The following is an 11,222-nucleotide window of genomic DNA, read 5'->3' as shown; positions in this document are numbered from 1 at the left end:
GTGGCTCCGCGCGCCCTGCCGCCGATGACCACTCCATGCTGACAGCTGCGCCCGGCGTTTTTGCGGCCGGGGAAATGCTCGACTGGGATGCGCCGACCGGCGGCTATCTGCTGCAGGCCAGCTTCGCGACCGGCCTTGCCGCCGCACGCGGCATCGAAGCTTGGCTGGAACAGACCGCATAGGCTGGCGCAGCAGGTCGTTGCCTAGCGCAGCAAGTCATTGATCGAGGTCTTGGCGCGGGTCTGGGCGTCGACGCGCTTGACGATGACGGCGCAATACAGACTCGGCCCGCCCTTGGGGTCGGGCAGGGCGCCGGGCACGACGACCGAGTAGGCCGGCACTTCGCCATAGCTGACCTCGCCTGTGGCGCGATCGACGATCTTGGTCGAGCGGGTGATGTAGACACCCATGGCCAGCACCGAGCCCTCGCGCACGATCACGCCTTCGACGACCTCCGAACGGGCGCCGATGAAGCAATTATCCTCGATGATCACCGGGTCGGCTTGCAGCGGCTCCAGCACACCGCCAATCCCGGTCCCGGCCGAGATGTGGCAATTGGCACCGACCTGCGCACACGAGCCGACACTGGCCCAGGTATCGATCATCGTGCCTTCGCCGACATGGGCCCCCAGATTGACATAGCTCGGCATCAAAACGGCACCCGGCGCGATGAAAGCGCCGCGACGCACGGCGCAGGGCGGCACGGCCCGGAAGCCGGCGGCCTTGAACTCGGCCTCGCCCCAGCCGTCAAACTTGGACGGCACCTTGTCCCACCATTTCGCACCGGCAATGCCGCCCTCGATCAAATCCATCGGATTGAGGCGGAAGCCCAGCAGAACGGCCTTCTTCAGCCATTGATGCACCACCCAATTGCCGTCATCCCCGCGCGACGCGACCCGCGCCTTGCCACTGTCGAGCAGGTTGATCGCCGTCTCCACGGCGTCGCGAACCTCCCCGGTCGTGTCGGTCGAGACACTGTCACGATTGTCCCAGGCGGTATCGATGGTGGCGATCAGGGCGGTGTCGGTCATGGGGCGGTACTCTTGATGTCGGGTTTGCGGGCTTCGTGCAGGGCCACGATGCCGCCGGTGTAGTTGGTATGATGCACGTCTTCAAACCCTGCCCGTGCAATTTCCTCGGAGAAGCTGACGGGATCGGGAAATGTGTGGATGCCCTTGAGCAGGTAATCATAGGCCGAGCGGTCACCGCCGGTCGCAATGCCGGAAATGAGAGGCAGGCAAATATCCATATATGTCAGATAGGCCCAATGGATAATCGGCACGGGGATGCGGGCGGCCTCGAGGTTTAAAAGATGGCCTCCCGGCTTGAGAACCCGTAGCGCGGCGGCCAGAACGCGTTCTCGGTCGCAGATCTTCATCCCGAACGACATGCTGACCAGATCGATGGAATTGTCGTCTATGCCGTCTAGCGTGTGGGCGTCGAGGCGAAACACCGAGACATGCTCCAGTCCGGCCAGCCGCTCGCTGGCGAGGCTGATCATCTTGGGGCTGAGATCGGTGGCGATCAGTCGGCGGGGCGCGCCACTGCGTCCCACCAGCCGGGTTGGAATGTCGCCTGGGCCGGACGCCAGGTCGAGGGCTGTGTGGACATTCAGAGCGGCGATCCGGCGTGCCATGCCGGTCTTCCACAGACGGTGAATGCCAAAGCTGAATATGTCGCAGAGCAGATCATATTTGTCGGCAATGCGGGCGAACACATCGTCATCACCGGGATCAAACGCTGCGGCGTTGGCTTGGTCTGTCACGTCACATCATCATCCGGTGTGGCGGCTGTGCGGAGCGAGCCGAGGAAGGTGGGGAGGCAGTCCACGGCGTGGTGGACATGGTCGGGATGCTCGTCCGGCGCGGCGCTTTCCTCGTCGCGCGGGCCATGTTTGGCGCGGACGAGGACGGTGGTGAAGCCCATGGCGTGCGCCGTCTTCAGATTGCGGACACTGTCCTCGAAGAAGACTGATTCCGGTACCGGCAGGTTGAACTTGCTGACGAAACTGTCGAAGCCGGCCTGGTGTGGCTTGGGTTGGAAACCCGAGGCCTCGACGTCAAAGATGTCATGGAAAAGATGGGTCAGGCCCATGTGATCGAGAATGTTCTCGGCATGACCCAGCGACCCGTTGGTGTAGACCAGCCGCTTGCCGGGCAGGGCCCTGATGCGATCGGCGAGTTCGGGATGCGGGGTGATCACGGTCGGGTCAACGTCGTGCACGAAATCGAGAAAGTCGCGCAGGTCGACATCGTGATTGGCCATCAGCCCGTTCAGCGTCGTGCCATAGTCGCGCCAATAGGCTTTCTGGACGATGCGGGCCTCGTCCTCGGGCAGGGCCAGCAGGCGGGCGACATATTGCGTCATGCGCCGGTCGACCTGGGCCATGATCGGTGCGTCGGACGGGTAGAGCGTATTGTCCAGGTCAAAGACCCAGTGCGTGATGTGACGCATGTCGGCGCGGTTGTCGGCCATGTCAGGGCCTCCGGAAATCGCCTTCGTCGAGCGTGATGCGAACCCCGCCCTCGGACGGCTCGGAAATGCGACGGAAACCGGCGGCGGTATAGCCGCGGTCCGGGCAGTCACCCCGTCCCTCGGCCACGAAACGGGCCGGAGCGACACAGAAGGATTCGCTGGCTTCAGACAGGCCCCGACGGGCGCCGGTGTTGATGCGCTCGGCATAGTAAAACGCATTGTTGGTCGCGAGGCGGGTTGCCAGCACCCGGGCGCACTCGCCGGCATGGATGCGCCACCAGCCGCGTGACTGCCAGATCGTCCCGACCTGGTGGCCGATGGCGACGGCGATGTCACCGTCAGCCTCATTGCACATGGTCAGCCCGCTGGCCGCATTGCGCCCGAGCGCGTGCGCTTCCAGGGCATCGATCAGGGCATCATCATTGGGACGGCTCGACAGGCCCGCATCGCGCAGGAAATTGTTGACGGCGAGCCGGGTCGAACGCCCGTCCAGCCCGTCCACGGCGGTGACCGGGTAGCCGCCCGACTGCAGCAGACGTTGGATACCGGCGACGGTGGCGCGTGTGGCAAAGTTGACGGGCTCGACCAGAACCGTGCGTTCTCGCTCCTCGCCCTCACGGATGAAGAAATCCCGTGATGCCATTCCCAGGGACGAGCAGCGGGTATTGGCGACGACCTCGAAATCAGCCTCGTCGACGCAGAGCGGGATGGTGCCTCGCCATTCCCGAACCCCGCCCAGATAGGCGATCGAGGATTTGGCGTAGTAGAAGATCGGCTGGTCACCATCGAGGTCGACATCGGTCGCGACGGTGGCGCAATCACCCGGGCGTAGCCGCATCCAGCCTTCAATGGCGACGCCGCCCTCGACCGGCCAGCCGGCAGCCGTTTCGACGATATAGCTGGTTTCGTTGCACAATTCCGCCGCATCAGCACGCGGAACGGTGGTCGCGAAAAGGGCGGGCAGGGCCAGAAGGGCAAGGGTGAGACGCAACAACATCCCCTGTCATCCCATGTCGGGCAGGAGGGCGACAATCTCGGCCCGCAGCTGGTCGACACCGTCCTGCTTGGCGCTGGAGGTAGCGACCACGCGCGGGAAGGCGGCAGGCCGCCTGGCAATCTTCTCGCCGGTTTCCGCGATCAGGCGCTTGACCGCCGGTGGTTTGATCTTGTCGGTCTTGGTCAGCACGATCTGGTAGCTGACGGCGGCGTCATCGAAGACGTCCATGATCTTCAGGTCGACATCTTTCAGACCGTGGCGGCTGTCGATGAGCAGATAGACCCGCTTCAGATTGACCCGGCCGCGCAGGAAGGCCTTGGTCAGCCGTGTCCATTTCTCGACCACCGGCTTGGGTGCCTTGGCATAACCATAGCCGGGCAGGTCGACAATGCGCAGGTCCGTCTCATCGACCTCGAAGAAATTCAGCTCGCGCGTACGCCCCGGCTCACCGGAGGCGCGGGCCAGACCCTTCTGGTTGGTCAGGGCATTGATCAGCGACGACTTGCCGACATTCGAGCGACCGGCAAAGGCGACCTCGAGCCGGTCCGGCTCGGGCAGATGATCCAGCGCCACCGCTCCCATCAGGAAGGTGCAGGGGCGCGAGAAGAAACGCCGCCCGAGGCCGATGTCGAGGTCGTCGCTACCGTCGGTCAGGGTCAGTCTCCGCGATCCCGCTTCATCAGCCGGGCGATCAGCTTGTCGACCTGGGTCTCGTTCCCGTGGCGGCGCATGATGATGTATTGCTGCAGCACTGACAGGAAGTTGTTCCAGGCCCAGTAGATCACCAGGCCGGCCGCAAACGGGGCCAGGATGAAGGTGAAGACGATCGGCAGGAAGGCGAAGATGCGCGCCTGCATCGGGTCCGGCGGCGGCGGGTTGAGCGCCTGCTGCGCGGCCATGGTCAGACCCATGATGATCGGCCAGGCACCGATGCCGAGAACTCCGCCGATCAGCCAGATACCGGTCGGGTCATACGGGATCAGGCCGAACAGGTTCCAGATATTGGTCGGATCGGCTGCGGACAGGTCGCGGATCCAGCCAAAGAAGGGCGCATGGCGCATTTCGATGGCATTGAACAGGGTCTGATAGAGCGCGAAGAAGATCGGGATCTGCGGCAGGATGGGCAGACAACCGGCCAGCGGGTTGATCTTCTCGGTCTTGTACAGCTCCATCAGCGCTTGCTGCTGCTTTTGCTGGTCGGCGCCGTAGCGCTCCTTGATCTCGGCCATTTTGGGCTGGACCGCCTTCATCTTCGCCATCGAGGCGTAGGCGCGGTTGGCCAGCGGGAACATGACGATCTTGACCATCAGGGTCAGCGCCAGGATGGCGAGGCCGAACTGGCCGAGAGCGCCTTCCAGCATGGTCAGCAGCCAGACGAAGGGGCGGGTGAGGAACCACAGCCAGCCCCAGTTGATCGCCATGTCGAAACGCTCGATGCCGACCTCGTCCTGGACCTGTTGCAGGACGCCCAATTCCTTGGCGCCGGCAAAGATGTGAGTTGTGGATGTCAGCGAGTCACCGGCCGGAACCGCGATGGCTTGTTCCAGATAATAGGCGTCAAAGAACTGTGTCTCTCCCCGCTGAACTGTCCGAAATGTGGCGGTAAAGGGACGGTCCTGATCGGGGATCGCCGCTGCCATCCAGTAACGCTGGGTGATGCCGACCCAGCCGCCGGTACCGCTGTCCTCGGTCTGGTCGCCGTCTTCCAGCTTGCCGAAACTGCTGCGCACCATGGCGCCGTCAACAACCGCCAGCGCGCCTTCGAAGACCGCCATGTTGCGGGTTTCCTCAGCTGGCCGGCCCTCATGGCGGACCAATCCATAGCGCGACAGTTCGACTTCCCGCCCGGAGTTATTGGTAACAGTGTCCGACAGGGTGAAAAGATAATTGTCGTCGACCGAAATCATGCGCTCGAAATGCAGGCCAGAGGAGTTGGTGAACTCTAAGGTGACCGGACTATCAGGTGTCAGGGTCGAGCCGGAAACGACAGTCCACTCAGTCTCTCGATCTGGGAGGTCGGTGAGGCCTGTTGTTGCGGAGCTCCAGCCATCTCTGGCGTAGAATGAATGTTCGCCGCCGAGGGGACTTAGTAATGCGATAGGGGTTGAATCGTCGATCGTTTCGGTATGCCGACGGAGTCTAACATCGTCGAGAATCGCACCAACAAGCGAGAGCGACCCTTCAATCGACGGCGTGTCGATTTGAATTCGACGGGACTCAGCCAAAACAGTTTCTCGGGGTCGGTAGGCTTGGTCTGTCGCGATAGGGGAGATGTCAGGCCCATCGTCCGCGAGCTCCTGGGATGCCTCGACGGCGGCCTGCTCGGCGCGGCGTTCTTCCTCGGCCGGGCCCATGACGAACATCTGGTATCCGGTCAGGATCACCAGGATCAGGCCCAGTGCGATAAACAGGTTGCGTTGGTCTTCGCCCATGAAAACTCAGGCCTCTTGCGCTTTATGTTCGCGATCGCCCGAAGTCCTGCCGGTTGCAAGACTTGCCAAGGCGCTTTCGACATCCCCCACCAAGCGTGACCAATCCCGTTTGGGCGTTGTCGCGCGTGCGATGAATACATAGTCAATGCCGGGCTGTCCGTGGAGGGGGAGAAGCAGCCGGGCAATCTCCCTCAACCGGCGCTTGGCCCGATTGCGGATGACCGCGCCACCGATCTTGCGGGTCGCGGTGAAGCCGGCGCGGATATGCCCAGGCGCGTTTTCGTCCGCCCCCAAAAGCAAAGAGCCGTCTCGCGAGCGGGCCTGAATGACCACGCCCGACCGGACGGCTTTTTTACCTTTTGCGGCTTGCAAAAATTCACGCCGCGTTTTCAACCGTTTGACGGCAGGAAGCGGCGTTGACATCGTCCTTAGGCGGACAGACGCTTGCGGCCCTTGGCCCGGCGACGAGCCAGGATAATGCGGCCGGATTTCGTCGCCATGCGGGCACGGAAGCCGTGGCGGCGCTTGCGGACGATCTTTGACGGCTGAAATGTACGTTTCACGGTCGCGCTCCATCGGCGTTCAATTCGAGAGCGGCGGCAATTACGCGCTTGAAGCGGCGGCGTCAAGCGTTCATGCCCCCTGTAGCGCAGGAGAATGACATGCCGGACGTCGCAAACCAACCATCTTCGGACCCGCCTGGTGGACCGAATAGCACGCCCCGCTGGCTGCGCCCGGTGCTGGCAGCGGCCCTGCTGTGTTTTTTCGCGGTTCTTGTGCTGACCGGGACCGGGCCGCAGGAGATGCTGACCTGGCTGCGCGACAGCCGTGGCCTGACTCGCGATGTCACGGACCAGCATGTCGTCTTCGCCGCGATGTTTTACACGCTCGTTTATGTCGGTCTCGCGAGTCTGGCCCTGCCCGGAGCCTTGTGGCTGACCATCGGCGCGGGATTTCTGCTCGGTCCTGTCTGGGCCGTACCGGTTTCCCTGACCGGTCTCACGCTGGGCGCGATGAACACGGTGTTGCTGGTGCGTTTCTTTGCCGGGGAGGCGCGACGGGAGCGCTTGCGGTCGCGCTATCGACGGATCGCGGCCGGGTTCGAGCGCAACCAGCTCAGCTATGTAATCCTGCTGCGCTTGCTGCCGCTTCCCTATTTCGGCGTGAACATGGCGGCCGGCCTGTCGACCGTGCGCCTGTCGGCCTTTGCGCTGGGCACCTCGGTCGGCTCCCTGCCTTCGGTCATTCTATACGCCGGGTTCGGGGCCGGGATCGGATCCCTGGCCGAGATGGACAGCCTGCCCGGGCCGGAGGCGCTGCTACAGCCAGCGGTCCTTGTCCCGCTCGCGATGATCGTGCCACTCGCCGTGGCTCCGATTGTCATGCGACATCGCGCACGCAAGGCAAAAGCGCGGGCCTTGTCGGGCGAGTCCCGCTAGGCTATCCGCCAACACTCATGTCGATTGAGCCGCTCCCTTCCGACGATGAAGCCCATCGTCCCGTCAATCCGCCCCTGGCGGGTGCATTCGCCAATCTGCGGGCGCAATTATTGATGGTGACCCTGTCGCTGATCGCAGCCGGATTGGTGCTGGTCTATTTCCCGGCCGCCGCGAGCTTCCGTCTGCAATGGATGACCGACAGGGCCGAGGCGGCGCACCTGGCGGCGCTGGCAGCCGATGTCGCGCGGGGCGGGGCGTTGGGGGAGGAAGAGGTCCGCGCCCTCCTGATGGGCGCTGACGCCGTCGCAGTGGCCCGTGTACGCAATGGCATGAATGAATTGGTGCTGTATTCCGGACCGATCGGTGAAGGTCTGGTCGAGAGCGATCTGCGTTCGGCGACCTGGCTGACCCATATCCGTGACACGGTAGACACGTTGAATGCGTCGGATGACCGACTGTTGAGGATCCGCGCCCGTCCCGCCGGGGCTCCGGACGAACTGATCGATGTGATCGTGCGTGAAGCGCCGCTACATGAGGCCCTGCGGGACTTCTCCCGGCGCTTGCTGATCTATGCCAGCGTTGCGGCCGTCCTTGTCGGCGCGGTCTTGTACTGTGCACTCTTTTTCCTGTTCGTCCGGCCCATGCGGCGACTGGCCGGGGCGATGACGCATTTCCGCGAGGACCCGGCCGACCCGGCCCGCATGATCAGGCCCGGTGCTGCGCGCAACGAGATCGGCCAGGCTGAACACGAGCTGGCACGAATGCAGGCCGATGTCCGCCAGGCCCTGCACCAGCGCGAGCGTCTGGCAGCGCTGGGCGGTGCGGTCGCCCGTATCAATCATGATCTCCGAAATGTGCTGGCCAGCGCCCAGCTGGTCTCTGACCGGTTGGCCACAGACGCTGATGATCGCGTCCGCGGCATGGGCGAGCGTCTGGTGCGGGCGGTGGATCGCGGTGTCCGCCTGTGCGAGGCGACGCTGGAATTCGGCCGGGCTGAGGAAAGTGCTCCGGTGCGTCGGCCGATCCATTTGCGTACCCTGCTCGACGAGGTCGCCGATGATGCCATCCTGGCGGAGGGCGACGCGATCTGGACCAATGAGGTCGGCGCGGAGATCAACATCGATGCGGATCCTGACAAGGCCCATCGCCTGCTGCTCAATCTGTGCCGCAATGCGATCCAGGCGATGCAGGTGGTCGAGGGCGAGCGTCGACTGACCGCGCGGGCTACACCGATGCCTCCCATCGATGACGGTGCCGGTGACGTCTGGCTGGAAATCTCCGACACGGGCCCCGGCGTTCCGGCCAAGGCACGCGAGCGCCTGTTCCAGGCCTTCAGCGGCTCGACGCGGCGCGGCGGGACGGGTCTCGGCCTGTCGATCGCGCGCGAACTCGCCCGCGCCCATGGCGGCGATGTTGATCTGGTCTCGACCGGGGCAGCCGGGACGATTTTTTCAGTGCGCCTGCCGGCCGCGGCTCAGGGCTGACGCGCCTGGCCTTCCCGGCGCGGATCGGCGCCGCCCACCAAAGTCCCGTCCTCCAGCCGTCGCACAATATGCAGGCCGGAATTCTCACCGCGATTGGCATCCAGCGTGAAACCGAGACCGGCAAGCCCGGTCAGAACGGCCGGGTCCATGCCGTCTTCCACGCGCACCACATCGCCGCGCGCGACGACATTGGGCAGGTCGATTGCCTGTTGCGGGGTCAGGCCCCAATCCAGCATCCCGACCAGTGTCTTGGCCGTATAGGCAATGATCGAGGAGCCGCCGGGTGAACCGGTCGCCAGGACAAACTCGCCATCACGGTCAAAGACGATGGTCGGCGACATGGACGAGCGCGGGCGTTTGCCGCCTTCCGGCGCGTTCGGCACAAGGGCGCCATTGGCGTCCGTCGGCGTGCGCGAAAAGTCGGTCAGCTGGTTGTTGAGGAAGAAACCCCCGGCCATGCGGTGGCTGCCGAATACGCTTTCCACGGTGGTGGTCATCGAGACCACATCGCCATCGCTGTCGACAATCACGAAATGACTGGTCCCCGGCGAGTCCGGGGTCGCATCGGCACCGGGGGCGTCAATCCCGTCCGGGATGCCCGGGCTGGATGTCGGCAGGGCGGTGGTGCGCTGGATGCCGCGAGACCGCTCGGCGATGTAGTCCGCGTCGAGCAGACCTTCGACCGGAACGGTCACGAAATCCGGATCGGCGACATAGGCATCGCGATCGGCATAGGCGAGGCGGCTGGCCTCGATGAAGCGGCGCCAACCTTCCAGCGTCTCCGGGCCGGTGGCCGACATGTCATAGGGTTCCAGCAGGCCGAGTATCTCGTTGACCGTCACACCGCCCGACGAGGGGGGCGGGGCACTGCAAATCGTCCATTCGCGATAATCGCGGCACAGCGCGTCGCGGCGTACGGCTTGGTAGGACGCCAGATCGGTCAGGGTCAGCCCGCCGGGACGTGGCTCGTCCTGTACGGCGTCGACGATGGCGGCGGCCAGGGGGCCTTCATAGAGCGCGCGCCAGTCGGCGGCGAGGGCGCGGGAGGTCTCGGCATAGGCGGCGTTGCGCAACAGGTGACCGGTCGGCAGCGGCGTGCCGTCATCGGTGAAGAAATAGTTCCGCGAGGCCGGCCACTCATCCAGCGGTCCGCGCGGCGCCATGCCGGCGATGAAACGCGCGAGGCGCGGCGAAATCTCGAAGCCGTCCTCGGCCAGCCCGGTCGCGGCATCAAACCCGTCCGCCCAGTCCAGTGCGCCATGATCTCCATGAGCCAGGGCCAGCATGGCGACAGCGCCCGGAACGCCGATGGAGTGACCGGAGAAGACCGACTCGGCAAAACCCAGTGCCTGGCCATTGTCATCGAGGAAGAGTTCAGGCGTGGCGCTGGCCGGAGCCGTTTCGCGGCCATCATAAACGGTCAAGTCGCCGCTCTGGGCGTCGTAGTACAGAAGGAAGGCACCGCCACCGAGGCCCGAGCTTTGCGGCTCGACCAGACCCAGAACGCTTTGCACCGCGATCGCGGCATCAATGGCATCACCGCCCGCGCGCAAGGCTTCCAGCCCCGCCTCGACCGCGTGCGGATTGGCGGCGGCAACCATGGCCGGGCCGACATCGAGGTCGGCGGGCGTCTCCTGCGCGTTCGAGCAACTGGCGAGAAACAGACCGCCGGCGAGCGCGGTGGTGGCGAACAGGAAACGCAGCATCTAACTTGCCCCTCAGCAATGTCCGGTCAGACTGGACCTTGAAGTGACAGATAAGAGGCCGGTCATGTCAATGCCAGCACCGCGAAACAGCCTGACCGATATCACCGGCCTGCGCGTCGGACAGGTCCATGATGCCGCCGTGCGGACCGGCGTGACCGTCGTCGTGCCGGACGAGCGCGCTGTTTGCGCGGTCGATGTGCGCGGTGGCGGACCCGGCACGCGTGAAACTGACGCGCTGGCCAGTCACACCCTGGTCGATGCTGTCGATGCAATCGTCCTGTCCGGTGGCTCATCCTACGGGCTGGCCGCGGCCGACGGTGTCGCGGCGGCATTGGGTGCGCGCGGAGACGGCTTTGCCCTGTTCGACATGCCCGGCGTGCCGAGGTCACCGGTCGTTCCGTCGGCCATTCTCTATGACCTCGCCAATGGTGGCGACAAGTCGTGGGGCGAGGAACCGCCTTATCGCGCGCTCGGCAAGGCGGCATTGGCGGCCGTTTCCGGGACGGTCGAGCTGGGAGCCTTCGGTGCCGGTCATGGCGCGCGCGCCGGACTTCACGCCGGAGGGACCGGTACGGCAAGCCTGGATCTGGTCGGCGAAGGCGGACGGGTCGCGGCCCTGGTCTGCGTCAACAGCTTCGGCTCGGTCACCCTGCCGGGAGCGGACGACGTTTATTGGGCCTGGCCGTACG

12 protein-coding genes and 1 pseudogene are annotated in these 11,222 nt (G+C 64.6%); 4 read left to right on the top strand and 9 right to left on the bottom strand.

Annotation, left to right across the window (positions count from 1 at the left end; all coding sequences use genetic code 11):
• Positions 1-182: pseudogene (locus tag ACN0X9_RS15165) on the top strand (aminoacetone oxidase family FAD-binding enzyme); the annotation flags it as partial.
• A 21-nt stretch (positions 183-203) separates the two neighbouring features.
• Here ACN0X9_RS15165 and dapD read toward each other — a convergent pair.
• From dapD to rpmH, 8 genes are all read right to left on the bottom strand, one after another.
• Entirely contained in the window at positions 204-1,031 is an 828-nt protein-coding gene (gene dapD / locus ACN0X9_RS15160; RefSeq protein ID WP_417488403.1) for a 2,3,4,5-tetrahydropyridine-2,6-dicarboxylate N-succinyltransferase, read from the bottom strand.
• Positions 1,028-1,765 (bottom strand): ubiquinone/menaquinone biosynthesis methyltransferase, encoded by a 738-nt coding sequence (locus ACN0X9_RS15155; RefSeq protein ID WP_417488402.1) that lies wholly within the window; start codon positions 1,763-1,765, stop codon positions 1,028-1,030. Before ACN0X9_RS15155 ends, dapD begins: the two co-directional genes overlap by 4 nt.
• Entirely contained in the window at positions 1,762-2,475 is a 714-nt protein-coding gene (locus ACN0X9_RS15150; RefSeq protein WP_417488401.1) for a pyrimidine 5'-nucleotidase, read from the bottom strand. The genes ACN0X9_RS15155 and ACN0X9_RS15150 overlap by 4 nt, the downstream gene beginning before the upstream one ends.
• 1 nt (position 2,476) lies before the next feature.
• Positions 2,477-3,466, bottom strand: coding sequence for a DUF1036 domain-containing protein (locus ACN0X9_RS15145; protein WP_417488400.1), 990 nt, complete (start codon positions 3,464-3,466; stop codon positions 2,477-2,479).
• A 12-nt stretch (positions 3,467-3,478) separates the two neighbouring features.
• Complete coding sequence (gene yihA / locus ACN0X9_RS15140) at positions 3,479-4,054, bottom strand: ribosome biogenesis GTP-binding protein YihA/YsxC (RefSeq protein ID WP_417488399.1); 576 nt, start codon at positions 4,052-4,054, stop codon at positions 3,479-3,481.
• Positions 4,055-4,128: 74 nt separating this feature from the next.
• Positions 4,129-5,904 (bottom strand): membrane protein insertase YidC, encoded by a 1,776-nt coding sequence (gene yidC, locus ACN0X9_RS15135; protein ID WP_417488398.1) that lies wholly within the window; start codon positions 5,902-5,904, stop codon positions 4,129-4,131.
• 6 nt (positions 5,905-5,910) lie between these two features.
• Complete coding sequence (gene rnpA, locus ACN0X9_RS15130; protein ID WP_417488397.1) at positions 5,911-6,327, bottom strand: ribonuclease P protein component; 417 nt, start codon at positions 6,325-6,327, stop codon at positions 5,911-5,913.
• 5 nt (positions 6,328-6,332) lie between these two features.
• Positions 6,333-6,467 carry a 50S ribosomal protein L34 gene (gene rpmH, locus ACN0X9_RS15125; RefSeq protein WP_041636704.1) on the bottom strand — a complete coding sequence of 45 codons (135 nt, stop codon included), beginning with the start codon at positions 6,465-6,467 and terminating at the stop codon, positions 6,333-6,335.
• A 99-nt stretch (positions 6,468-6,566) separates the two neighbouring features.
• Between rpmH and ACN0X9_RS15120 the strand changes: the two genes are divergently transcribed.
• Together ACN0X9_RS15120 and ACN0X9_RS15115 are read left to right on the top strand one after the other, a co-directional pair.
• Entirely contained in the window at positions 6,567-7,343 is a 777-nt protein-coding gene (locus ACN0X9_RS15120; protein WP_417488396.1) for a TVP38/TMEM64 family protein, read from the top strand.
• A 17-nt stretch (positions 7,344-7,360) separates the two neighbouring features.
• Positions 7,361-8,827 carry a sensor histidine kinase gene (locus ACN0X9_RS15115; protein ID WP_417488395.1) on the top strand — a complete coding sequence of 489 codons (1,467 nt, stop codon included), beginning with the start codon at positions 7,361-7,363 and terminating at the stop codon, positions 8,825-8,827.
• Here ACN0X9_RS15115 and ggt read toward each other — a convergent pair.
• Entirely contained in the window at positions 8,818-10,533 is a 1,716-nt protein-coding gene (gene ggt, locus ACN0X9_RS15110; protein WP_417488394.1) for a gamma-glutamyltransferase, read from the bottom strand. The two genes, ACN0X9_RS15115 and ggt, sit on opposite strands and share 10 nt — an antisense overlap.
• Positions 10,534-10,597: 64 nt before the next feature.
• Here ggt and ACN0X9_RS15105 point away from each other — a divergent pair.
• On the top strand, positions 10,598-11,222 hold a 625-nt coding region (locus ACN0X9_RS15105; RefSeq protein WP_417488393.1), incomplete at its 3' end, for a P1 family peptidase.

Source organism: Maricaulis sp. (assembly GCF_048268525.1).
Taxonomy (GTDB): Bacteria; Pseudomonadota; Alphaproteobacteria; order Caulobacterales; family Maricaulaceae; genus Maricaulis.
Note: the sequence above shows the minus strand (reverse complement) of the source record. Positions and strands in the feature narration are given on the sequence as shown.

Bases quoted from the DNA above. Each gene is read 5' to 3' on its own strand.
- ACN0X9_RS15120 (WP_417488396.1), top strand. From the start codon at position 6,567: ATGCCGGACGTCGCAAACCAACCATCTTCGGACCCGCCTGGTGGACCG.
- ggt (WP_417488394.1), bottom strand. From the start codon at position 10,533: ATGCTGCGTTTCCTGTTCGCCACCACCGCGCTCGCCGGCGGTCTGTTT.
- ACN0X9_RS15150 (WP_417488401.1), bottom strand. From the start codon at position 2,475: ATGGCCGACAACCGCGCCGACATGCGTCACATCACGCACTGGGTCTTT.
- ACN0X9_RS15115 (WP_417488395.1), top strand. From the start codon at position 7,361: ATGTCGATTGAGCCGCTCCCTTCCGACGATGAAGCCCATCGTCCCGTC.
- yidC (WP_417488398.1), bottom strand. From the start codon at position 5,904: ATGGGCGAAGACCAACGCAACCTGTTTATCGCACTGGGCCTGATCCTG.
- yihA (WP_417488399.1), bottom strand. From the start codon at position 4,054: ATGGGAGCGGTGGCGCTGGATCATCTGCCCGAGCCGGACCGGCTCGAG.
- dapD (WP_417488403.1), bottom strand. From the start codon at position 1,031: ATGACCGACACCGCCCTGATCGCCACCATCGATACCGCCTGGGACAAT.
- rnpA (WP_417488397.1), bottom strand. From the start codon at position 6,327: ATGTCAACGCCGCTTCCTGCCGTCAAACGGTTGAAAACGCGGCGTGAA.